Here is a 25,474-nt window from a genome sequence, read left to right on the forward strand (position 1 = left end):
AAACCGGGCGCTTGACCCGGTTTCCGTATTGCAGATAGACGATCCGCCTATTTCTTTTCGACTTCTTTCTTTTTAGCTTTTTTCTTCTTGACTTATTTCTTCTCGGCTACTTCTTCTTTTTCAGCGCCCTTTTTCTTTTTGCCTTTGGGTTTCCCTTTTTCGTCGCCGGTCAACTTGCCGTCTTTGTTTTTGTCGCGCTTGTCGAAGTGGGCTTCGGCCGCGGCTTGGTCGAATTTCTTGCCGGCTTTCTCGGCTTCAGCCTTGCGCCAGGCCACATACGATTCCTTGGTGGTGACCTTCGGCTTGCCTTTGCCTTCGTCCTTTTTCTTTTCTCCAGCCTGTACGGTGATGCCGATGCATGCGATCAGTGCCAAGATGAATAATTTCTTCATTTCTTTTTTCCTTTGGTTGTCGGGGTTTTTCCCGCTGGTTTCTTCAAAAAAGCCTTCACTCGGTGCAGGGCAACTTTTCGCCCCCGCCCGCAGACTCCGCAAACCAGATGGTTTGGTCTACTTGTAGGCAATGTTGTTTTGTAGCAATGTGCAACCCGGCTTGTCTTGTAGAAAAAAAGCGTGTCGGTGTACATTCTCATCGGCAAACGAACGGGAAGGGGATGGTTGCAATTAGCATTTATCTACACCAGCATGCTTTTTTTCTACAAGACGCCAAATTCCCTTCTTTGCTAGATTAACTCAAGCTCAAGCTCTCCAAAGCAGAGACATTGCTGGGATGGGTGTTTGTTCGTAGTTTCGTAGCAAAACCGAAATTGAACCGGAGGATTAGGAAGATGAAAAAAACAATGCGAATGATAGGGCTGGGCATGCTGGCATGCGTATGTGCGCAAACGGTGGCATACGGACTCGATCGGCAATGGACGGGCACAGATACGACGAATAACAAACTGATGACCCGGAATCAGAACTGGGTCGGTGTGCGACCGATCGCAGGAGATTATATTTCATTCACCTCAGCATCGATTGGATGGAACAAACCGAATATGAACGATGATTTTCTGACGGAGCTTCTCCGGGCCAGAACGTCGTTGGCTCAGGATATCACCATGGAAGGCGGTGCTTCTAATAATCTGCGCCTTCGCTCGACAAGTGGGCTTGCGATTGAAAACAACAGTGGACAGCTGTTATGGATCGATTTTAGCGGGAGTTTGCGGCAGGACAACGATATTTTCAGCACTTCAGTCAATGCTTCCGAGGTAACGTGGCGGACTGCTGGTTCGAATAGTGTGCTTAAGGTAACTCCCGGCAGCATCACGCTGGAGTGCGATCTTTTGCTGGACGTTGACGGAATCTCATCCATGGAGATCGGGAGCTCTATAAGTGGTTACGCTACTGCCAAAGGTTGGGATATCACAAAAATAGGAACCGGCACCCTGACCCTCAGCGGATCGAGTATTTTGACCGGCTATACGACTATTTCCCAAGGAACGCTTCAGTTGGGGGCAAACCAACCCATTGGCGGAAATTCGGATCTGGTTTTTGCCGATGGCACCACCCTGAAAACAGGTGGCTACGACGGCGATTTCGATAAAGTGGACGTCAGCGGAACCGTGATAGTCGATTTTGAAAACGTGGGAACCAGCCAGATTTCGTTTAAAGACAGCTCAGCCGTTGCCTGGGGCACTCCAGCCCTGAACATCACCAACTTTACGGATGGAGTCGATTCTGTTCGCTTCGGTACCGATGCCAACGGTTTGACACCCACCCAGCTGGCGGGCATCACGGTAAACGGTGTTTCGGGCTATGCCCTCGATAGCGATGGCTATCTTGCGTTGCCTGTCCCGGCAGACGAACAGGAGTGGGTCGGCGGAACGAATACCGATTGGCACATCGCAGCAAACTGGGCAAGCAACAGCGTGCCGGGTGCGGCCGGCGTCGCCATCTTCGATGCCGCTTTTGCTTCGAGCAATTCTCAGCCCACGGTTACATCGAACGCGGTTGTCGATGAGCTGCGGGTGCTCGCTCCCGAACAGGATGTGGAAATCACGGTGGCTTCCAGCGCCACGCTTGGCGTTGCCCAGGCATCCATTAACATGGCAAACGCTGCAAGCAACCTGACGATCTTCGGCGAAGGCGCATTCGTGCAGTTGCCCGGCACCGAGTCCGATCCGCTTTGGGACGTCGCCAGCACCAATGGCGGCGATTTGGCCATCGATACGGATTCGTTCGTAATCTCGAACGGCGTGGCCCTGACGATCAATGTGGATGCATTGCGCACGGTGGATATCCAGACTAGTGCCGACGTTTCCACGGCCAGCGTCACCAAGACGGGCGAAGGCCTCCTGATCCTCGGCGGTTCCAATGGATGGAGCGGCGACACGACGATCAGCGGGGGAACGCTTCAGCTGACAGCGGATAATGCCCTCAGTTCAGATTCGGCGGTTGTTTTCAGCGATGGAACCACACTTGAAGCCGAAGGGGTATCCGGTTCCTTCTCGACGCTCGAAATCAACGGAAGCGTGACCTTCGATCTGGATGGAGCCGGAACCAATGCCCTTGCGTTCGCCGACAGTTCCGGCGTTGCATGGGGCTCGACCCTGGTTATCACCAACTATACCGATGGCGTGGATTCGATCCGCTTCGGCACCAACAGCACGGCACTAACCGAAGCCCAGCTGGCGGACATCACCCTCAACGGGGAAGGAAACCTGGTTCTGGATGAAAGCGGCTATCTGGTGGTTGGGCCGGTGCCGGTCGGGGATGTTGCGTTGGGAACCGTTTCCGGCGTTGGCGTATCCCTTGCGTGGGGCAGCGTGGTTGGCCAGGGTTATGAGGTGCAGTACAAGACCAATCTACTGGATGCGGTTTGGATGTCATACACCAACCTCGCGGGAACCGGCGGGGAGCTGTCGGTCACCTCCTCCGTCGTGAATGCCGCGGAGTTCTACCGGATTGAATCGGCATTTTCCGAGTAGCTCCTTTCAATCGCTAAAAGCATAAAAGCACGCGGTGATCTACACCAGCGTGCTTTTTTTTTACAAGACAGGCTCTTACCGAGGCTGATACTTTATTAATCATCTGGAAGCAGGAGTGTTCCCATATGCGGGTTTTCGGCGTACAGGGGCGGTGAAAAACAAAAGCGAGTCTGGAGAAACAACGATGAAGAAAGCAATAGGATGGATTTTAGCGGGACTGGTGGTATTCACATTTGCGGGAACGGCCCTGGCGGCCAATGAAAACTGGAATGGTACCGCGGGAACGACCTGGCATACCAACGCCAACTGGTCGGGCGATAACAACCGGGTTCCTCGCAACAATGACATCGCTGATTTTGCCACGAATTACAAAGTGGGAAGATCGGCTCCGACGGTTGCCGCCGGCACCAATGCCGTGTTTGGTGAGTTGCGCGTTTCAGCCGATGCGCTGCAGGATATTGTGATCACACTCGAAGGTGATATGACGATCAGCGAAAGCAGCTCCAGCGGCAATATATCCATGCGCTTCCAAGGGGACAAAAACATGAACCTCTCCGGTCCCGGAACTTTTCGGCAGAATTTCACAACCAATGCCTCGGGTGACGTCATTACCCGAAAGCGGTGGGTCGGTAACCTAGCCGGTTCCGCCGCCGACCTGACCATTGATACCGGTGCTTTTGAAATCGGCGACGGCACCAAGCTGGAAGTGGAAATCCGTGAAGGCCAAACCTGGCATTTCAAGACCCCCTGTGAACCAACTACTGCTTGGGTCAAGAAAGAGGGCGACGGTACATTGACCCTCCATGAGCAAAATCAATGGACCGGACAGACCTGGGCTCAGGACGGCATTTTGCAGTTTGCGACAAACAATGCCATCAGCAGTTCGTCGTTGTTGATGATCACCCGCGATGCAGTCGTGAAAACGGGCGGATTCGACGGCGACTTCGGCCTCTTGGACATCGCGACGACCGGCGCGGCTGTGATCGATTTCGAGGGGCTGGGAACGAGCCAACTCACATTTGCCGACTGTTCCGATACGAACGAGGTGATATGGAGCAGCTCTACCATCTTGAACCTGGCCAACTTTACAGAGGGCGCCGACTCCATTCGCTTCGGCACCGACCGTGCCGGGTTGACGGAGGCGCAGGTGACAAACATTACGGTAAATGGAATGTCGGGTTATGCGCTCAATTACGAGGGTTATCTGGTAACCACCAACCCTGTCCCGCAGGCGATCGGAAAAGTGGGGGCTGTTGCGCCGGTCAATGTTGAGGGCATTGCGTTGACGTGGGAGTGTCAGGAATTTCAAAGCTATGATATCGAATGCCGGGATGATTTGATTACCGGGACATGGACGGTTTACACGAATGTGATCGGGATCGGTGGGACGAATATGATGACCGTCCCGGTGTCAGCGGATAAGGGCAATGAATATTATCGCGTGATCTCGGATTAGACCAATGCCCGACGCACGGTGCTGCGGCGATATGCCGCAGCGGTGCGCTGGACATCATCTTTTAATCAGGTTAAAACGAAACGGTTTTGTCGGTGTGTTCCGCGAGTGATTGGCCCTATGGGCGGAAGAGGATGGTATGAAAATCATGAAGGTTGTTGTTTTGATGTGCGGCGTACTGGTGTGCGGGATTTCCTGTCACGCGGCCAAGACCACCGGGAATGTCCATTGCATAGGCGTTCAGGTCTTTTTCGCCAACTACAACGATGCGCCGCCCGCTTCGATCATGAGCAACAAGTTCCGAAGCGCAAAGCTCCAGTACGAGAAATTTTCACTAGGCGCGATGAACATGACCTACGAAACCGGTTTTGTGCAACTGCCGCTGGATCGCAATCAATATCTGGGCGGTGCGTTGGACGACGCGGTCAATAATGAATTGGTAAAGCAGGGCTACCGGCTGGCCGACTTTGATATCATTGCCTACTTCCACGGGTCCCACCCCTCGGGAAACAAGGGGGTGGTCGGTGGCGGAAAGATCTGGCTGAGCGGCAACGGTGGCGCCATGATCCACGAAATGGGGCATGCGTTCGGGTGGGGGCATCAAAAAAGATGGGCTGCAAAACCTGAGACGGATGAACCGTACGACCCGATCCATTCCAACGGCAACAGCGACGTGATCGATGTCTGGTCGTTCATGACCACCGGCACCGTGGATACGGAGGTGGCTGAAAAGGTGCGGGCCAAATGGATTCCAAACTACTATTTCCTGAAGCAAAACACCAATGCCACGGTGCGCCTCTATAACTATGACGAATTCAATGCCACCGTGCCCGAAGGGTTCAGGCGTGCCATGCGCGTGAAGCGTTCTTCCGGCAATAAAAAATATTTTTGGCTGGGATATCGGGCTCGCCAGCTCAAAGAGGTTGATTCGGGGGGAGATCCGACGGACAAGGACAACAAATATTTCCGCCAAGGGCTGGTGTTTCACTGGGAGCGGGCGGATGACGCCACCGATGCGCGGATGTCCGGGACGAGTCCCGTGGCGTTGGATTTGCATTACGGCGCTGACAAGAACACCAACGACCAAACGCTCCAGCCGGGCGAAACCTTTTCCGATTCGGCAGGCGATGTGCACATCACCAACCTTGGGCGCGGCGGTTCCGCTCCCAACGAATACATCGATGTTCAGGTCAACACCGGGAGCTTCCCCGGAAACCAGGCGCCGGAACCCACTTGGAACGCGCCGTATTCCCTGCTCAAGGGGGAGTCGTACGACTTTGTCGTGAATCCCCACGAACCCGACGGCGATCCCGTCTCCTGCATGTGGAAGACGACGACGGCAGGCGTTTCGGTCAATACCAGCTCCAATGTGCTTCGAAAGTCCTGGAATAGTACAGGATCGAAAAAGCAATATGTCTGGGTGTCGGACATGAAGGGCGAGGTTGTCAAGCTCTCGCGCACGATTGAGGTGGTGGATGCCTATCCGGTTTCGCAGTGGCAGGGCGTGGGGTCCAACACGGTGTGGAACACCGCTTCGAACTGGGTGTCCGCCGCAGAACCATCGACCAAACTCGATATTGCGTCCTGGAGCGAAGCCTTTGCCGGCGCGAACCAGCCGGTGCTCAATTCCAACGTCCTGAGCCGTTTGGTGTATCAATTGAGTGTGGAATCCAGCCTCGACAAGGATGTTACCCTGACGTTGCAGGAGACCAACAACGCACTCAAGGTCTATGGCGGCATCGACATGTCGGCGGCCGACCAAAAGTTGTCCATCGTGGGGGATGGATCGGTGTGGATACAGGCCTGGCAGCCTTGGGTCGTTTCGAGCAATTCCTCCTTGAGGCTGGAAGCCGACCTGAACATGAAAGCCAACCAATTGACGGTGGAATCAGATGGGGCCGTCGAGCTGTCCGGCGATGTTTCGGGCGGCGGGACGTTGGTGAAGAGCGGTTCAGGTACGCTGGCCCTTCGTGGCGGCTCCCTGGATGTTCAAAACATGATCCTCGACGCCGGCGGCCTGTCGCTCGGATCGGCCGCATCCATCGATGCCATCACGATCACCAACAACCTGATCCTGAACGGCGGCGGGTTGATGATCGATATCGATCCGGCAGCCACCCCCAATTGCGACCGGCTCCAGGTGCTCGGAACCTTGGGGGGAACCGGCGGCGGGGCGCTGAAGGTTTCCAACCTGGGGGCCGCAACCTTCTCTTCCGGGCAGATTTTTCAGGTCTTCGACCAGCCGTATCCGGCCGGCGCAACCATGGCGATCGAACCGGCTCAGCCGGGCCCCGGTTGGGTTTGGGTCAACCGCTTGGCGATCGATGGCAGCATTGCCGTTGTTCCCGCACCTTCGGAAGGAACGTTCGACCATTGGGCGACCATGGAGTCGGGCATGTTCGGGCCCAACGCCGCTTTTGAGGCCGACCCGAATTCCGATGGCCTGAAAAACGGGCTGGCCTATTTCCTCGGGGCGCCCGTTGCGCGGGAAGAGGCCTCGGGATACATGCCGGTCTGGGAGGTTTACCCCGGTTCCAATGTGGCGTTCAGTGTCTACTACCGCCGTCTGGACGAAGCAACGAACCAAGTCTACCATGCCATTGAGTACACCACCAACCTGACGGAGTGGATCCTTGCGGTCGATGGCCAGGATGGGATTGTTGAAACCGTTGAGGACGATTATTATGGACGCGGTATTGATCGCGTGAACGTTTCGCTCTACGAAGAGCTCGCCCCCGGCGGAATGCTATACGGCCGCTTGGTGGTGCTTGACCGCATGTCGCCCGAGGTGGTGATGCCGCATTATGATGCCTGGGCGGCTGGCCATGGCTTAACCGGTGCCGATGCCGACCCATCAAAGGATGTGGATGGGGACGGACGAACCAATGTGGAAGAGTTTTTAGACGGAAGCAGTCCGGCCGAATAGCTGAACGAGGAAAGCAGGATCAATGAAAAAGCAAACGATTATTGCAGTGGCGCTCTTTGGAATGGCAGCCGGGCAGGTGCCGGCCGAACTGTTGGTTGGAACGACGACCAATACCACGATTACGGCACCTGTCGCAATCGGAGATTTCGGGCTTGGGGCGGATTATCCGATCCTTCAGGCACGCTCTTTCTCCACCGGGGCGGCGTGCAGTTTGACGGGACTGTTTTTCGGGGCAAACCTATACCACGAGAGCGGTTTGGGCGGAATCAGTTTTTCGATATACACCGACAGCACCAGTCAACCGGGTAGTCTTGTCGCTGGAGGACTCAACCTCTTTTCGGCGACGTCGGCAACCATTGGGAACGTGCTGGCCCCCGGGGCCTCGTTGGCGCTTGACGCCAATACCGCCTATTGGCTTGTGGCCTCGGTTGACCAAACGTTGGGAAGCACGACCTATAAGTGGAACCAGACGGACTCCGCCGCGTTTGAATCCGATTTTGCCGGGACTGGAATGCCGTTGGCTTATGCCAACGGCACCGATGGAACCTCCTGGGCCAATTACAGCGGTTCATCCATGGCCATGGAGATCCATGCGGTTCCGGAACCCGGAACCATTTCGCTGATGGGACTCGGATTTTTCGGGAGTCTTCTGGCTCGTCGGCGCCGCACCCGCAAGAGTCGCTCCCGCGAATTCGAACTGCCCGAATATACGCGTCCGTTTCTTGAGGAGGAAACGGAGCGGCCATTGGACCAGTCGGCGTTGTATTAGGCGAATAACAAGCCCGGCGGCTAAAAAGGGGGCAAGATGAGAAACTGTGTATGCAGTATGTTGTTGTGTGCCGCCATTTTGTTGGCGGGCGTCAGTAAGGCCGCCAAGACGACGGGGAACGTGAAGGTGCTCTGCGTCCGCGTCTTGTTCAAGGACTACAAGAATCCCCCCTCGCTTTCGACCATAACCAACCGAATCCGGGGTGCGGAAACCCAGTTCGAGAAGTTTTCCTTCGGCAAGATGGATGTCACCTACGACACGGTGACCGTCACCTTGCCCAACAACCGCGGTACCTATACTGCGGGAGCGCTCGCCTCCGCCGCCGAAAACAAGGTGCCCGGCAGTGGGAACTACGACATTGTCGTATTTTTCCATGGCGGCCATGCGTCGGGAAACAAGGCTATTGTCGGCGGAAGCCGGGTATGGACGACCAATGGCGGTTCGCTGATCCACGAGATGGGGCACTGCTTCGGATGGGGGCACCAAAGCCGTTGGACGTCGAGCAACTCCAATCCGATCAGCGATGGCGGCAAGCTCGACAATGATGTCTACCAGTTTATGAAGACCGGAACGATCGATCCGGGCCCGGCTAGGAAGTGGGGTGCCAAATGGATCTCCGACCGCTACAACTTTACCGCCACCGCAGATCTGGATCGAACCGTGCGGCTCTATGCCTTCGACCAGAAAAACATGGATCCGGCCAACAGCAAGCGCACCATACGGGTTCAGCGCACCACCGGAACCAAAAAATTCTTCTGGCTCGGCTTCCGCGCCACGCAACTCAACAACTATGATTCGAATGTAAAGAACAACCATCTCCGCCAAGGCGTAGTCTTCTATTGGGAGCGCAGCAACGCCAGTCCGGTGCTGCTGGACATGCATCCGAATACGGGAGGGGTCAACGACCATTCCCTCCAGCCCGGCGAGACGTATGCCGACAAGGTCGGCGATGTCTACATCACCAACTTGGGCCGTGGGGGGACGTCGCCCAACGAATATGTCGATGTCCAAGTCAAGCGCGGCGAGTTCCCCGGCAACCAGGCGCCGGTGCCAACGTGGAACGCGCCCTATTCCGTATTGAAAGGCGAACCCTACACGTTTGTGGTGACACCCAACGATCCCGACGGTGATCCCGTCGCCTGCATGTGGAAGACCGCGTCGTCGGCCATTCCGGTGAACACCAGCTCCAACTCCATCACCAAGTCGTGGGACAGCACCGGAACGAAAAAGGTGAGTGTTGTGGTTTCCGACATGAAGGGCAAGACCGCCACGCTGACGCGCAATGTCGAAGTGGTGGACGCCTATCCCGTTTCGCAATGGACGGGCGAGGGGGAAGATGCCGTTTGGAACACGACCTCGAACTGGCTTTCCGGCGCGGAGCCCTCCACGAAGCTCGACATCGTTTCGTTCAACGGTTTGTTCAGTGGTGTCAACCAGCCGTTGATCGACGGAGCCGGTGTCGTGCAACGCTTGGTCAAGCAGGTGCGGCTCGACCCCGTTCTGAATCGGGATGTCGCCATCACGCTTTCCGATACCAACAGTCTGCTGCGGATCTATGGCGGCGGCATCGACATGTCGTCAACCACCCGCTCCCTTGATGTGGTCGGCGATGGCGAAGTGCGCCTGAATGCCTTCCAGTCCTGGACGGTGGCGACCGGTGCCGCATTGACCGTGGCGGCGGAACTCAACATGAACAACAAGGGGCTGCGCATCGACGGCAACGGAACGGTAGTTCTATCCGGCGGAATCACGGGGGGCGGTGCTCTGGTGAAGGGGGGGCAGGGGGTGCTCGAACTGGGCGGCTCGCTCGTAGAAGCGGAAAGCATTGTTGTTGATGAAGGATCGCTTTCGCTGGGGAACTCCAGTATTAAATCATGCTCCCTGCCCGGCGACCTGAGGGTGGACGGAACCCTGCGGATCGATGCCGATCCGGCGGCAACGGTGAACTGCGATCATTTTAATGTGGCCGGCGAATTGGCCGGAACCGGAAGGCTTCATGTTTCTGTTCAGGGCGGTGGTTCCTTTACTAATGGCCAGCTCTTTCAGGTGTTTAACAAAGCGTTCCCGAATGGAAACTTGCTAGCGATTGAGCCGACGGTTCCCGCGCCGGGCTTCGTATGGGCCAACCGGCTGGCGATTGACGGAACGATTGCCGCCGTTTCCGCGCCGCCTGCCGGAACATTCGACGCCTGGACAAAAGTCGTTTCAGGTGTGCTTGATCCTAGTGCAAAATTCGAGGCCGACCCGAACGGCGACGGCATCAAGAACGGCATGGCCTATTTCCTCGGTGCATCCCTGGCCATGAACGACTCAACCGGCTTGCTGCCGCAATGGAATTATAACCCCGGAACCAACGCCGCGTTTTCCGTGACCTACCGCCGTCTGGACGAAGCCACCAACCAGATCTATTCCGCCATCGAATACACCACCAACCTGACCGACTGGATTCTCGCCGTCGATGGGCAGGACGGCATTGTTGAAACGATCGATGACGATTTCTTCGGCGCGGGGATCGACCGCGTTACGGTTTGCCTGTGCGACGGCCTTGCTCCGGGCGGGGAACTCTTCGGGCGGCTCGTGGTGCTCGATCGCATGTCGCCTGCGGTGGTCTTGCCGCATTACGGCGCATGGGCCGCGGGGCTGGGGCTCACCGGCCCCGATGCCGACCCGACGCGCGATGTGGACGGGGACGGCGATACGAACGTGAAAGAGTTTCTCAGTGGTGCCGATCCCCGGAATCCCTTCAACAATGGTGCCCAGTTCACGAGGGGAACCGTCTCGCATGTCAGTGGGCTCGCGGGCGGGTTCTACGGCATCCTGGGGGATGACGGGATTAGGTATGATCCGCACAGTTCGTTGCCGCCGGAACTCAGGGTCGACGGCATTAGGGTGATGTTCCAGGCGCGCCGCCCCTTGGGCGCAGTATGCATTCATGCATGGGGAGCCATTGTTGAGATTCTTGAAGTACAGGAGCTGTGAGGAATCAGCCTAGATCCGAATCTAGGATCAAACAAATTGCATGTGTGCGGGGTTGACTCTCTTCTCAGCTGCAGGAGCGGCGGGGCCGGGGCTCAACGGCAGCGGTCTAGGAAACTAGTCCTGGGCTTCGGCGACTGTCCATTTGAACCGGACCTTGAAATCGCCGAAGCATCTTTCACAGACCCAGTGGTAGTGGTTCTCGGTCACGTAGCCGACCCGTAAGGGATTCTCATGTGCTTCCGCCTGGGAGAACGGCGCATCGCAGAATTTGCAGTGGTCGTGATCCCATTCCTCTTCCGGATGGGGGCGGTAGCTGCGGTGGATGAGCGTCACGCCCATCAGGTATTCGTCGAGGTCCTCCTTGCCCTTGAGCCGCCAGTCGTCTGCCGCCACGGGAGTTTCGGGGAGGCTGGCCATTTCTTCGGTGGGCTCGGCAGGTGGCACCGGTGTTTGGCATCCAAAACTTGTGAGCAGGAGTAGGGCGAGTAGTCTTTTAATCATTGGTTTTCCTCGATTGGTTTTTTTGATGGATGTGAGCATATCACTTGATCATCTTGAATAATACACCAAGTTGGGGAGGTTCTTTTTGAGACGGGTTATGGCCTCCTGGCTAATCCTTGATTCCTCATCCTTTCGGAGCCGGATCTCAAGCTCCCTAAGCGATGAAATTCCCTCAAGATGCGCCAGACCTGCATCGGTGATGGTGTTCCCGCTGCGGATAGTCAATTTCTTCAAATGCTTCAATTGTGCAAGGCAGGCGAGGTCGTCGTCGCCAATGCCTGGAAGCTCAAGCTGTTCGAGCCGGGGCAGTCCCGAAAGATCCAGCACGGCGTCGTTGTTCGAAATCCCTCGGACGGTCAGTGCTCTCAAATGGGCAAGCCTATTGAGTCCATTCAGTCCGGAAACGGTTACGTTGGGCGCATAGCCGAGTTCAAGCTGTTCCAGCTTCTGCAAGGGCGCGAGTTCGGCAAGCGCTTGGTTGGTTAACTGGCTCGGTGAAAGAAATCGAAGTGATTTCAGGTTGGTTAGCTTGGCAAGCTGGCGCATACCTTCATGGGTCAGTAAGGAGCCGTTTAGGTAAAGGGTTTCCAGATGGCCGATACTGGCTACAGACTGCATGCCTGAATCCGTAACGTGCCGGGCGTTGGGCATTTGCAGTTTCTTGAGTTTTTTCAGCCCGGAAAGGTGTTCGAGTCCTTTATCTGTAAAGTGCCCGGTATAGATCCTAACAGACTCAAGGGATTGAATCTTTCCGAGGTGGGCCAGCCCTTCGTCGGTGATGACATTCCTGCCTGAGAAAAGCTTGTGCAACAAGGAGATATCCTGAAGAGCGGGAAGTTCCTTCAACGGGGCAAGCCCATCGTCCGTGAAGCAGCCACTCAACGACAGGGATTCGAGACCCGTAAAATTCACCAGTTGGGACGTTGGGATGAATTCCGGGTTTTTACTTTTTATCGCCAATGTCTTTAACGAAGGCATGTCGGGCAAGGCTGCGATGGCCTCGCCTCTGATATCGCTAAATTCCAACCGCTGGAGCGATGGGATATTGCCGAGGTAAACCAATCCTTCAGATCCGGTTTCGAAACCGCTCAGATATAGATACTCAAGCGATGGCAGCTGTGAGAGATGAACCAGGCCGTTCCCTTCATAGCCTTTCCATCCAATCATTAACTCCTCCAATGCCGACAGCCGTGCAAGGTGGGAAAACCCCTTGCAGGTAATCACGGATTCCGAGGATAGGCGAAGGCCTTTCAGCGATGTTAATTCGCCAACGATGGCCATGCCGTCCTCGTCGATCGGGTCGATATGCAGTCGCTCCAATGATTCAAGTTTCTTCAGCGAAGCGAGTCCCTTATGGGTGGCTGCGCCGCTGCCGAGCACCAGCGTTTTGAGCTCCGTCAGGGTGCCGATGTCGTCGATGTACTCGTCTTTCGGGCTGCCATGGAACTCCAAGGCCTCGATGGCGTCGGGCGCAAGGTTGGCCAAGGTCGAGAGATCGATCCAACCTTCGGGTTCGACGGCAAAGCCCAATCTCATGTTTAGGGGAACGGCAACGTCTCCCTTGGCTTCGCCGACCTGCACCCATTTCCCCGCAATCCCTCCCCACCACCAGTGCGAGGGCTCGCTGTTGGCTGGTTGATCCATATCCACCAGAACACCAAGGGAGGTGTTGTTTGGGAAATTCAGCGTCCGGCCTGAAGGCCGGCCTCGTTTATTTGTCCCGGAAGCTACGCATGAAACCATGCATAGGAATCCGATAGAGACCATAAGAGGCCACGTCCTCTTGCCTGCAAATCGGCTTTTCTTCCTCAATCCATCTGTCATGGCAGGGTGACGCGGACGCGGTAATGCCGGTTCGGGCTGAGCGAGTTGGTTGTGTCCCGCAACATGATTCCTCCTTCTCCGGGGAAGGCAGGCGAGGTCGGAGAGAAGGGGATAACCAGGTTGGTCGTGCTTTCAATCCAGTATTCGCGCTCCGCCGAAGATGGGAAGGAGAGTTCGTGGATTCCCGTATTCGTGGATTGCGCGATGGCGATCCAGAGGAAGGAATTGGTATCGTCGGGATCCGTGTCGGCAATGTATTCCTGTAAGTCCGTGAATGCGTCGCCATCCTGGTTGCCGGTTCCGTCCGAGAGGGTGGTGCTGCCAAGCTGGTCGATCTCCCATGCGTCGATGATTCCGTCCCCGTCCCCGTCGATACTGGTCGTGACCAGGGCAATCTGGTTGCCGTTGGTGCCGTAGTTGTACTGGAGCGTGTAGTCGGCCGGCAGTCCCGTTACACTGGCAAATGCGCCGGTTATCGCGCCGTATTCCGCAAGGACATAGACCTCGTTGATCAGGGAACTCAACTCGTTGAGTTGGAGTGTGGCGCCGGTGATATCCAGATCCGAAGTCACGATCAACTGGTCGCTGACCGAATTGGTTCCATCGATCTCCAGCTCGAGTTTTCCGTCGATGATGGCGGGCGTGCTGTTGCTGATCACGACGCTCATGACGTTTTCGTCGCCGCCAAATTCCCATGTCGATTTTTCCGTGACATTCAGGTTGGTGTAGGAGGAATAGGTATTGGCCGCCCGCCCGTTTCCTGAAAGATAGAGCTCGCCGTTTTTCCCGTCCCGGAAAATGCTGCCGTCCTCGCCGGGTTTGCCGTTGCTTCCAACATGATCTCCCCCCGCCACGTCAATCACGCCCTGAATAACGGTGGCGCCACGAAGGACAACGCGTCCTCCTCCGCCGTCACCGCCGTATTCATTGCTTGTGGTTCCGCTGTCGGAAACTCCGCCGGGCGCGCTAAGGGTCGCGCCGGAACAATCGAGGGTGCCAAAGCCGTCACCGTCGGAATCGGCCACGATACGGATGCCGCCTCCGGATCCGCCGCCGCCTGTGCGCCGTTTGTCCGCGGTGGTCGTTCCGGACGAATTGCCTCTGCCGCCCTTGGCCGTGATGCTGGTTCCTGCGGAAATAGTGATGTCGTTGATGGCCAATAGTTGTATGGCCCCGCCGCCGGCTCCGCCGGCCCCGCGGTTTCCGGCCCCACCGCCGCTTCCGGCACGCGGGCCGCCCGAGGTTCCAAGCTTGGCGAGGTCAAGGCGTCCATACCAGCTGCCGCCAGCGGGAGTTCCCGTGTTGCTGTCGCCCCCGTCGCCACCAAAGGCACCGCCCCCGCCGCCTTTGCTTGCAGTTGAGCTGTCGGTGTTCCGTCCGCCGCCTTTTCCGCCCACGGTGGTATAGGCATCGGACGCAGCGCTTTCGCCTCCGCGGACGTCTGCGCCGGTTTTATCATCGCCGCCCGCGCCGCTGCCAAAGGTGCGGCTTCCTCCGTTCGCGCCGTTCTGTCCACCATTGTCGCCATTCAGATTAAAGTCCTTTTCGATGATGATATTACCTTCGGACAGATAACCCGTTCCGTCGGCGATCAAGCGGATGGCGCGGGAATCGTTTCCGCCGAAAGTTAACGTTGTATCGGCTCCGATATGAATCTCGCCAAAGGTCCAGGTGGCGGTGTTTGCTTCGATAGACGCCGTGTGTACGACCGCCGCGATGGGGCCGGCGCCATCGGCATCGTAGGTCAACGTCTTGGCATCGGTATTGATATCCAGAGTGGATCCCGCATGGGTCGCGACGAGGTTGGGCGTCATTGCCTCCGTCGTGAAATACGATGCCTCGGTCCAGCTTTCGCCCCAGTGGTTGGTGGCCTGGAAGCGGTAGTAATAGGTTTCTCCGGGAATGAGTCCGGCCACGGTATTGCTTATAAATGATGCTGAATGCACGCCAAGGTTTTCCGAGTTTTGCCAGGCCGTGTTCGTGATTCCTGCATCGGTGGTTCCCCAGTATGCCCATACCGTGGTGGGAGCATTTCCGGTGGATACCAGATCGCTTATGATGGTGGCCGAAACGCCGGTCACATTCGTGGATTCAGGAAGCTCGTCGAGCACAGGTCGTCCGGATGGAGGAACCACTTCCGTGGTCGCGAGAGCCCAGTTTGCACCGCTGGCATTGCTGGCATAGAAGCGGTAGTAGTGTTCCGTTTCCGGGGAAAGGTTCGTCACGTTGATGCTTAATGGACCTTCGGAGACCACTCCGAGCGGCACGGCGGCATCCCATGCATTGATGTTTTTCCCGCCGTCGAATTCGCCGTGGAACACGATCACTTCCGCAGGGTCCGAGCCGGAGTCCAGCAATGCGCCTTGCAAGGTGGCCGAAGTCGGTGTGAGGTTGGTCGGGCCACCGTCATTTGAGACAACCGGCACCTCGTGCGCTGCTGCTCCATAGCTGTTGAACGCGCTGTTTGAACCCATGTTGAAATGCACGGCATCGACCCAGTCTGCGCTGCGGACCACGCTGGAAATCCGCATTTCGTCGAGCGGTCCCTTGAAATAATGGTCGGAGCCATCAGGTGAACCACTGCCGATATTCAATGGGGTATCGGGGTTTGGAATATACCCGGATGTGACACTCTCCGCGGTATTGGATCCGTCGACGTAGAGGGTTTGGTTGCTTGAACGTTGATCATAGGTGCCTGTGAGGTGGGTCCACGATCCAACCGATACGGCCGGTCCGACCGTATAAGCCCATGTAGATCCATTTCCCATCTGGAATTGCCAGTTGTTGGCGCTATTGGCGAAGCAGATAAATCCTTCATTAGGCCCATCTCTTCTGTTGCTGAACGGCGCGCGAAGGTCATTCTGTTTTCCATCGACCCGGCCCCAGAGGGAGACCGTCAGGTTGCTCGGATTCAGATCCGCGGAGTAGGGGACCTGTAGCGTGTCGTCCACGCCATCAAAGAACAGGGCGTCGCCCGCTTGGCCCGCGATATTCGTGGGGCCGCCGAGCACGGTGGCATCGTGCCCGTTCGCGGTGGAATCCAGGCCCAGCGCGTCGCTGAGATGCCATACGCCTTCGAAGCCCTCGCTCCAGGTGGAGCCGTCGGTGGTGTAGGGCGGCGCGACCACCGCGCCGGGGTTGCCTCCGTAGGCCCAGACGAAGGTGTTGCTGGAGAGCGCGGGGATTTGGACCCATACGGCCGAATCGCCATTGGTGCTCCAGTTTTCGGTCTCATAGTTGAGGACGGTGGTGCCGTCCTCCGCCGTAAAGCGAAGGTCGCCGCCGTCCAGCGAGGCGAAGGCCCCGTAGTGGAAGTTTGACAGCGCTTCGTTGAATACCACCAGAGCCGGGAAATTGGTCAGGGTTTCCGTGCCGTCGTAGCCGGGAAATTCGATCTTCATTTTGAAGCCGTAGCGGTTGGTGTCCAGCGTGGAGCTCGGCGTAGTAAACGCCGTTGTTTCCGAAGCCCATGCATCGCCATACGCGTTGGTGGCATAGTACCGGTAATAGTAGGTCGTATCCGCTGTGAGTCCGGTGATGTTGGTGCTGAGAGTTCCTGTGGACTGGGTGCCTAGATTTGCACTGAGATCCCACTCATCAAGCTCTTCGGCAGCATCTTCGTCGCCCCAGTAAACATGCACGGTCGTGGCGGCAAAACCGGTCGAGGTAAGGTTTCCTCCCAGGGAAACCGACGTTTCCTGAATACCGGAGATTCCGTTGTTTTCGATCACCGGAATATCTTCGGGGGTCTGGAAAGCGCCCATCTTCGTCCAGGCTTCGGCGAAGGAATTGGTTGCGGCAAAGCGGAAGAAATATTCCGTGTTTGCATACAGGTTGGTGGCATCGAAACTGATCGGACCCGCAGATGCGATTCCCAGGTTTTCAACCACCTCCCATGCACTGGTGCTGGCCACGGTACCGCCGTCTTCCTGTCCGTAGCAGACGAACACGGTGGTCGATGCGGCACCGGTCGTGAGCAGCTCGGCGTTCAGCGTAACCGTATAAGGCATCAGGGCCGAAACACTGCCGGCATCGCTGATCATCGGAACTTCGATTCCCGCAACGTCGTATAAGCTGTTGAAGGCATCGTTCGACGCCATGTTGAGATAGGCGGCGCCGACCCAGTTCGCGGAGCGGGCGATGCTGGAAACGCGGACTTCGTCGAGTTCGCCGTTCCAGTCGAGGTTTCCGGTTTCGGTTTCGCCCAGACGCAGGTTGGGCCCAGAGGCGGTTTGAATGGGTTGGCTAAGCACGGCGCTTTGGCCGACCGCGCCATCGAGATAGAGCAGGCCTTCGTCGATATTGGGGGTTCCATCGTCGGGGATCACGACCGCGGCGTGATGCCACTGGTCGTCGTTGGCGACCGCGCCGTGCGCGATGTGGCCGCTGTTGACGTCGGCGTATAGAACGCCGTCTCGAAGGCCGACTTCAAGATGTTCGCCGGGCGCTTCGTTGCCCCAGCCGGTGATCGCCGCGTTGGTGGCGGTGGATTTGATCCAGGCGGTGACGGTGCGGCCGCCGTCGGTTACGCCGGGATATTCGGAGGTCACCAGGCTGTCGTCCGTTCCATCGAAGGTTCGGGCGTCGGCGATGACGCCGTCGGTGGAATCCACGTCGTTGAGGGCGATGGTATCGCGCGCATTGGGCGATGAATCGGTGGCCTCATCTCCGGTCATGTGCCAGACGCCTTCAAACCCTTCGGTCCAAGTGGAGCCGTCGGTGGTATACGCAGGAGAGGCTACCCCGTTGGTGTTGCCCCAGTGAGCCACGATGGTGGTGTTATTGGTGAGCAACGGTACCTGTACCCAGACCTGCGAGTTGCTCTCGGTATTCCAGTTTTCGATTTCATAGTTAAGAATCGTGGTGCCGTCGATGGCCGTAAAGCGCAGGTCGTCGCCTGCACTGGATGCCATCTGCGCATAACGGAAGAGACTTTTTGCTTCATCCAGAATGACCAATGCCGGGAAGTTGGTCAGACTTCCAGTTGCATTCGGGAAGGTGATTTCCATGCTGTACTGGAAATTCGCAGGAACAAGCGGGGCTGCCGGGGTCCGGAATTCTGCCTCGGTTTCGGCCCATGCGGTGCGGTTGGAGTTCACTCCATAGAAGCGATAGTAATAAGGGGTCAGCTCGCTTAAGCCGGTTACGTTTGTGCTAAAGGACTGCGCAGAGGAAACCGAACCAAATGAGGCCATATGGTCCCAGGCGTTGGTATTGATCCCGCCATCGCTCGTGCCCCAATAGACGCGCACTTCGGTCGGCGCATCGTTGGTGTTGAGCTCCCCGGTCAACGTGGCAGAATCGTAGGCTACGTTCGATGCTCCGTTGGAGTTGCTGAGCAGGGTGCCCGGTAAATACACCTCGACGGTTCCATTCGAAGCCAGATGGTTTCCCCATGCAAGGGGGTAGCCCGGAGTCGGGGTAATATCCAGCAGTTCGGCACCGGCTACAGCCGTATCGGAAAGCTGGAACGTATCGCCGTTTTGCAGGGCTTCTCCCTGATTGTTAATCCGTAGACGGGCCGAGCCGGCCAAGGTCAGGGTGCCGGTCAGATTCAGCTGATCGTTGGTCGGCCCACTGCGATCCACATCCATGAGCAGATCGCCATTAAGCGTCAGGCCGCCACTGATGGCCAGCGAACCGTAGCCGGGTCCCGGAGAGAGGGTGGCTTCAGATTCTACCGTCACATTGTTCGCGATGGTTCCTGTTCCGCCCAGGGTCGCAGCAGAAATGGCACCGACGGTGCCCCCACCGGCAAGAGTGCCATCAATCAGCAGGCTTCCCGTTCCTGTAACTTGTGTACTGCCGGAATGACTACTGGTTCCGCTGAGGGTCAGGGCGCCGACACCCTTCTTGGTGAACGTTCCTTCGCCGGCAATCGATGATACTTCCGCATCCGTCACCGTGTTGATTGTAAGATTCCGGTCTTCGAGGTCGATCTCTGTGAGCACATTAAGTTCGCCGGCGCCGCCGCCGGTGCCGATGAACCAGGTCTGGTTGACTGCGGGAATGACACTTCCTGAACCGGTGATGGTCAGGTCGTGGTCCGAGGCAAGCATTTTAATGCCGTTTTCCCACAGGAAGAGATCGCTTTCGGAGTCCGTCATATCAACGGTCACATCCCTAGTCAGGCTTTCTTCCAGTTCTAGTCCGCGCAAGGTCTTGGCCGCCGTAGTGGCGAGCTGGAAGGCCCCGGTAAAGTTGCTGTTCCAACGGGCGCTTTCCGAGCGGTCGTTCGGAATTTCTTCCGGAGTCCAGTTTGCGGCGGTGTTCCATCCGGCGCTGTCCGATCCATCCCAGTCTGAAACCGGCCATGCGCTGACAATGGTAATGGTTTTGCTGATGGTTTTGGTTTTGCCCTTCATGTCCGAGACCACGGCCTTGACCTGCCAGTTGCCTAGTTTTGAGGGGGTCACCGTCAAGGTGGGCGCACTGGTATTGTATACGATGTCGCGTTCGGGCGTGGTCCACATGCAGGCGACTTCGTCGCCGTCCGGATCGTTGCCTTCGATGGTGATGGTGAGCTTTGCGCCCTTTTTCCACATGGCGGGCGCATCCCAGGTCGGCACGGGAGCACCGTTTCCGGCAAAGGTTCCCCGGTTGATGCGGACATCCAGATATTCATTGGGCTCGCTTCCGCCGCGACCGAGGTTGGTGATATACACATCGCCAGCCGTATCGGAATAGGTTTCGCCGGGTTGGATGGAGTGATTGTCGAGCCCGCCGCCGGTGTGCATGTCCAGCCACGTGGTGGATGCCGCGGAACTGCGTTCCCACCAGAAACAGAGACCCTGACGCAGTTCGGTGTTTTTTCCTGCTCCACTGACGTTGTTGAGCAATCTGGAACGATAACCGAGCCAGAAAGCTTTCTTGGTCAACGTGTTTCGGGTTACGCGAATGGTGCGTTCTCGGTTGGCCGAGGCGATATTCTTCTGGTCGAAGGTATAGAGGCGTTTGGTGTAGCTTCCATTGTTGTAGACGGTATGGCGATCGGTGATCCAGCCATGCCCCCATTTTTCGGAGGGTTCCGGATCCATGGAGGCGGTTTTCATGAAGTGGAAAACATCGGGAGTAACGAGTTTACCTGACCCGATCGGGTCGGAGTTATTGGATGCCCATCGGCTTTGGTGTCCCCAGCCAAAGTTGTGGCCCATCTCGTGCATGGTGGAGCCACCGGTACTACTGGAGATAAATTCGTTGCCACCGACGGTGGCGTGGCTGCCGAAATGTGTTCCGCCGGGATAGAAGCCAAAAATCTCGACGCCGCCGATCAGGATCCCTTGGGCTTTGAGCTTGGCTCTGGCTGCGGCTTTCATCGCAGTGCCGCTGTAGCTTGTCCGGTTGTTGGGCAATTTAACGGTTGCTGTTCTGACGATAATATCGAGTTTCCCGTAGGAAAACCTTCCGTAGTTGAGTCTTGCCGAATTGAGCCTTTGCTCGATCGTTTTCTCACTGGGGCCCCCCGCATCCTTGAAAACGACACGAACCCCCAGCACTTTGATGGTGCCCTTGCTCTTCGCCGCGTGGCCGATGCTCGGCCATGCCATGAGGACGCAGATCGCCGCGATCATTCCGGTTTGAACTAAACGGGTGCTTGTTTTCATCTATTCCACTTCCTGTTCGCGGACGAGCCACGTTGATCAACGGGTACGACGCTTCTCTAAATTAAGGACGAAAAGGGTACCATCCGAGCGCATTCACGTCTTGTAGAATAAAAGCATCATGGTGTAGATCCGCATAGGGTGTGCAAGCAACGTAGCTCGCATATCCGATGCGAGTATGCGGTGGAACAGCTCGCGTGCGGGGGACAGCGGATCGGATATCCGCCCCACGGGGTAGCTCGCATATCCGATGCGAGTTGGCGGAGGAACGGCCCGTGTGCCGGGGACGGCGGATCGGATATCCGCCCCACGGCGTCTCGTTCCTGCGATTAGGCATTGGCGTGCTTATATACACCACAATGCTTTTATTCTACAAGACCCGACAAACCGCTCTTGCTACCTTAAACTCGTACTTGGGAGAGCTGTACTTCGCGGATGTTCCCGCGGCCAGCACCATTCGGCAGTCAAAAGAAAAGGGAATCGGGATATGAAAAAAATGATGAAAATGTTCGGGCTGGTCTTGGTAGCAGTCACGCTATCCACCATGGTTGCAACAGCAGCTTCGACAAGTAAATGGCAAGGTGATGTAAGTACAAGCTGGGTGAATGGACAAAACTGGAATGGAGATATGCCGGACGGAGATTTTGTTGCAAAATTCGATGACGAATTTATATTAGACGCCCATCAGCCGGCTATTGGCACGCAGGCGGATAACGGAGCTGTCCTCGAGCAGATTCGCGTGACTAATCCTGCACAAGATGTTACGATTACTGCTGATGACGGAGCGGGTGGTACCGGCGGTGCAATAAACCTTGATAGGCTTGGTGGCACTACTGCATCCTCTAAGCGTTCAATCGACATGTCAGCGGCGAGTAAGAACCTGACCATCGTAGGCGGGGGAAAGTTGGTTGAGCGCAACAACGATGCAAACTCACATTACTGGGCTATCACCGGTAGCGGCGACCTGACCGTTAGCACTGCCAGATTTGTGCTTGAACAAAATCTTAATCTCTATATCGAGACAGACACCGGGAGAACAGTAACCATTAATTCTAATTCCGAAGAATTAAGTGGCGGCGCATCTGCAGCAGACGTATTTCTTTCTGGTGATGGCCTGCTGGTACTCAACGGAACGGCTGGATGGACAGGCCAGACAAAGATTGGTGCCGGTAGCACCATCCAACTTGGAGTAAGCCAAGCTCTTAATACCAAATCGAGACTTAATATGGGCGACGGAACATTAAAAACCGGCGGTTACGATAACGATTTCGGGGTGCTCGACGTCAACGGCGTCGCGGTCATCGACCTGCAGAGTTTCGATCACATCCAAAACTGGGTTCGCGTCTGCAAGGGGCTGGAGAAAGCCGGAACCGATTTCGACTATGGCGCGCGCCTCACCGAGATTTGTCTGCTAGGAAATGTAGCGAAACGCGTGAATGGTTTGATACGGTGGGACGCGGAGAACATGCGGATCACGAATAATGAGAAGGCGAACCAATATATCAACACCGGGTATCGCGAAGGGTGGAGCTTATAATGACGAATGGCTTAACAAATAATTTCCGAGCGCTGACGGCCTGCTTCGTTCTGGCGGTCTCGCTAACCGGAATGGCGGGGGCGCGGAAACCCAATGTGTTGTTTTTCATGTCGGACGACCTGAATACCGCACTGAGCGGCTTTGGACATCCGCAGTGCCAAACGCCGATGCTCGACCGGCTGGCCGCCGATGGAGTGCGCTTTGAAAACATGCATTGCCAATATCCGGTCTGCGGCGCTTCACGCTCGTCCATCATGTCGGGGCTTTATCCCTACACCAACGGAACGCTGGGGAACGCGGGGACGCTGCGGGGCAACATGCCGGACGTCGTCACGATGTCGCAGCTGTTCCGCCAGAACGGCTACCATGTCGGCCGCGTCAGCAAGATCTACCACATGGGCATCCCCGGGGAAATCATCGCCGGAACCGCGGAGCGCGACGATCCGCACTCCTGGGACGAAGTGGTCAACATTAAGGCGCCGGAGCAAAACGCGCCGGGCATAAAAACCAACTGGTCGCCCAAGGACAAAGGCTCGCAGGCGTTTGTCGGGGTTGAGGCCGAAGGCGACGACCTGGTGCATGCCGATGGCATGGCCGCCGACCACGCGATCGATTTCCTGAAGCGCAACCAAGACCAGCCCTTCTTTCTGGCCTGCGGCTTCGTTCGCCCGCACGTGCCGCTGGTTGCGCCCGCCAAATATTTCGACCGCTACGACCGGGCGGCGATGATTGCCCCGGTGGTTCCCGAGGGCGACCTGGAGGATGTGCCGCAGATCATCCGCGGCTATAAAAGAAACAGCAGCACCTACGACGTGACACCGGAACTGCACAAAGGACTGCTCGAAGCGTACTACGCGAGCGTCTCCTACATGGATGCGCAGGTCGGCCGCGTGCTGGATTGCCTCGAAGAGCTGGGGTTGAAGGAAAACACCATCGTGGTCTTTACCAGCGACCATGGCTATCTGTTGGGCCACCATAACAAGTTCCAAAAACAGCATCTTTTCGAAGAGTCCACCCGCGTTCCATTCATTGTCAGCGTTCCGTGGATGAAAGACCGCCATGGGGAAGCCTCCCGGCATATCACCGAACTGATCGATCTCTATCCCTCCCTGGCCGAGCTGGCCGGGCTGGAGGCGCCCGATGGCCTGCACGGCGAAAGCCTGCTTCCGCTGCTCAACGATCCCGCCTCCAAGGATTGGAAAAAGGAGGTCGCCTTCACCATCAGCCGCAGCGGCGGGGAATCCATTCGCACCCATGACTGGCGATTCAATCAGTGGAACTACGGGCGGGGCGGCATGGAGTTGTACGACCTCAAGAACGACCCCGGCGAATTCACCAACTTGGCCGAGAATCCCGAATATGCGGAGCGGTTGGAGCAACTTCGGAAACAGCTCGACGCCAAACGGCTTGAAGCGGGATACATCGAAAAAAACAGCAAGAAAAAGCGAAAGAAGAAATGAAAAAGCTATGGATGATGATTCTTTGCGCGGGCGTCGCGTTGGCCGCTTTAGCCGCGCCGCGCGCGCCCAACGTGGTGATGTTGCTCGCGGACGATCTGGGCTACGGCGATCTCGGCTGCTATGGTGGGCCCGTCAAAACCCCGGCGTTGGACGGCCTCGCGGCGGGGGGCGTTCGTTTTACCGATTTCTATTCCGGTTGCGCGGTCTGCTCGCCTTCGCGGGCGACGCTGCTGACGGGGCGGAACCATATCCGCGCGGGGGTTTATAATTGGATCAACGACGAGGTGCATCGCACGCACCTGCTGGAGCGCGAGATCACGCTCGCGGAAGTTCTCAAGAAGGAGGGGTATGAAACCGCGCACGTCGGGAAATGGCACCTCGGCCTTCCGTACGGGACGTTCGATAAACCGACGCCCGCCGAGCATGGTTTCGACTACTGGTTCGCGACCGACAACAACGCTCTGCCCACGCATCACAACCCGACGAACTTCTATCGCAACGGCAAGGCGCTCGGAAAAATGGAGGGCTATTCCTGCCAGCTCGTCGTCGACGAGGCCATCCAATGGTTGGAAGAGCATCGCGATCCTGCCGCGCCGTTCTTCCTCAACGTCTGGTTCCACGAACCGCACATGAAGGTTGCCGCGCCCGCGGGAATCGTTGAGGAATACAGCCGGTTCAAGCCCGCGAAAAAGAACGCGCGTCTGGATCTGGCGACCTATTCCGCGACGATCGACAACACCGACCGGGCGATCGCCCGGTTGCTCGCCAAGTTGCGGGAGGTCGCGCCTCCGGAACAGACCCTGATTATTTATGGCTCGGACAACGGGTGCTACATGCCCGAGCGAACCGGCGGACTGCGTAGCAAGAAGGGGCAAAACTGGGAGGGCGGAATCCGCGTGCCCGGCATCTTCTGCTGGCCGGGAATCATTCAGGCGGGCGCCGTCGAATCCGCGCCCGCGGGTTTGACGGACGTGCTGCCCACGGTGTGTGGATTGTTGGGGCTTGAAAAACCGGACGTCCATCTCGACGGCTCCGATCTGACGGGGTTGCTGACGGGCAAGCCGAAAGAGTTCAATCGCCACCAACCATTGTTCTGGCATCTTCAGAAAGCCCGTCCGATCGTCGCGATCCGCGACGGCGACTATTCTCTACTCGCCGAACCCGACTATGAGCTGTCGCGAAACAACACCTTGCAGGAGGCGTGGATCCCGGCCATCAAAACGGGGGGCTACACCAACTATCAGCTCTTCAACCTGAAAGACGATCCGGCGCAGGAAAACGATCTGTCGACCGCTCAGCCTGAACGGCTGGAGCGGATGAAAAAGAAACTACTCGAAATCAACGCCAGCGTCATGGCCGACGGTCCCGACTGGCATTTGGAGTGAGCGAAGACCCTATAACCATTTGTTCCACGCGGTTTCCTCCGAGGGCGCGGCATGTTGGTTTTGTACGTACGTTGGCGGGTTATGTACAAGCAGCCGCGCACGAAATGCGC

General features: G+C 57.0%; 12 protein-coding genes. 8 read left to right on the top strand and 4 right to left on the bottom strand.

What is annotated here, in order from left to right:
- Positions 1-92: 92 nt before the first annotated feature.
- On the bottom strand, positions 93-392 hold the full coding sequence (locus tag E9954_RS04365) for a hypothetical protein (RefSeq protein ID WP_136078005.1): 300 nt from the start codon (positions 390-392) through the stop codon (positions 93-95).
- A gap of 395 nt (positions 393-787) precedes the next feature.
- On the opposite strand from E9954_RS04365, the gene E9954_RS04370 reads away from it, so the two are divergent.
- The 5 genes from E9954_RS04370 (at position 788) to E9954_RS04390 (ending at position 11,056) form a co-directional block, all read left to right on the top strand.
- The gene (locus E9954_RS04370) at positions 788-2,929 is read left to right on the top strand and encodes an autotransporter-associated beta strand repeat-containing protein (protein WP_136078006.1); all 2,142 of its coding nucleotides are present in this window, start codon (positions 788-790) and stop codon (positions 2,927-2,929) included.
- Between the two features lie 184 nt (positions 2,930-3,113).
- Positions 3,114-4,385: a hypothetical protein gene (locus E9954_RS04375; protein ID WP_136078007.1), complete on the top strand. Its 1,272-nt coding sequence runs from the start codon at positions 3,114-3,116 to the stop codon at positions 4,383-4,385.
- A 136-nt stretch (positions 4,386-4,521) separates the two neighbouring features.
- Positions 4,522-7,308 (top strand): hypothetical protein, encoded by a 2,787-nt coding sequence (locus tag E9954_RS04380; RefSeq protein WP_136078008.1) that lies wholly within the window; start codon positions 4,522-4,524, stop codon positions 7,306-7,308.
- Between the two features lie 22 nt (positions 7,309-7,330).
- Positions 7,331-8,077 carry a choice-of-anchor R domain-containing protein gene (locus tag E9954_RS04385; RefSeq protein ID WP_136078009.1) on the top strand — a complete coding sequence of 249 codons (747 nt, stop codon included), beginning with the start codon at positions 7,331-7,333 and terminating at the stop codon, positions 8,075-8,077.
- Between the two features lie 36 nt (positions 8,078-8,113).
- Positions 8,114-11,056 (top strand): Ig-like domain-containing protein, encoded by a 2,943-nt coding sequence (locus E9954_RS04390; protein ID WP_136078010.1) that lies wholly within the window; start codon positions 8,114-8,116, stop codon positions 11,054-11,056.
- Between the two features lie 114 nt (positions 11,057-11,170).
- Here the strand turns inward: E9954_RS04390 and E9954_RS04395 are convergent, their stop codons facing one another.
- The 3 genes from E9954_RS04395 to E9954_RS33440 form a co-directional block, all read right to left on the bottom strand.
- The gene (locus E9954_RS04395) at positions 11,171-11,557 is read right to left on the bottom strand and encodes a hypothetical protein (protein WP_136078011.1); all 387 of its coding nucleotides are present in this window, start codon (positions 11,555-11,557) and stop codon (positions 11,171-11,173) included.
- 48 nt (positions 11,558-11,605) lie between these two features.
- On the bottom strand, positions 11,606-13,201 hold the full coding sequence (locus E9954_RS04400) for a leucine-rich repeat domain-containing protein (protein WP_136078012.1): 1,596 nt from the start codon (positions 13,199-13,201) through the stop codon (positions 11,606-11,608).
- Between the two features lie 176 nt (positions 13,202-13,377).
- Positions 13,378-20,985 (bottom strand): DUF2341 domain-containing protein, encoded by a 7,608-nt coding sequence (locus E9954_RS33440; RefSeq protein WP_136078013.1) that lies wholly within the window; start codon positions 20,983-20,985, stop codon positions 13,378-13,380.
- 484 nt (positions 20,986-21,469) lie between these two features.
- Between E9954_RS33440 and E9954_RS04410 the strand changes: the two genes are divergently transcribed.
- Genes E9954_RS04410 through E9954_RS04420 form a run of 3 tightly spaced genes read left to right on the top strand, consistent with a single transcriptional unit; the run spans position 21,470 to position 25,364 of the window.
- On the top strand, positions 21,470-22,519 hold the full coding sequence (locus tag E9954_RS04410; protein WP_136078014.1) for a hypothetical protein: 1,050 nt from the start codon (positions 21,470-21,472) through the stop codon (positions 22,517-22,519).
- Positions 22,519-23,979 carry a sulfatase gene (locus E9954_RS04415; protein WP_136078015.1) on the top strand — a complete coding sequence of 487 codons (1,461 nt, stop codon included), beginning with the start codon at positions 22,519-22,521 and terminating at the stop codon, positions 23,977-23,979. The genes E9954_RS04410 and E9954_RS04415 overlap by 1 nt, the downstream gene beginning before the upstream one ends.
- A complete protein-coding gene (locus E9954_RS04420) occupies positions 23,976-25,364 on the top strand; it encodes a sulfatase-like hydrolase/transferase (protein ID WP_222847050.1) in 1,389 nt (462 codons plus the stop codon). Before E9954_RS04415 ends, E9954_RS04420 begins: the two co-directional genes overlap by 4 nt.
- Positions 25,365-25,474: the final 110 nt, after the last annotated feature.

Origin of the sequence: Pontiella desulfatans (genome assembly GCF_900890425.1) — a bacterium.
Lineage (GTDB): Bacteria > Verrucomicrobiota > Kiritimatiellia > Kiritimatiellales > Pontiellaceae > Pontiella > Pontiella desulfatans.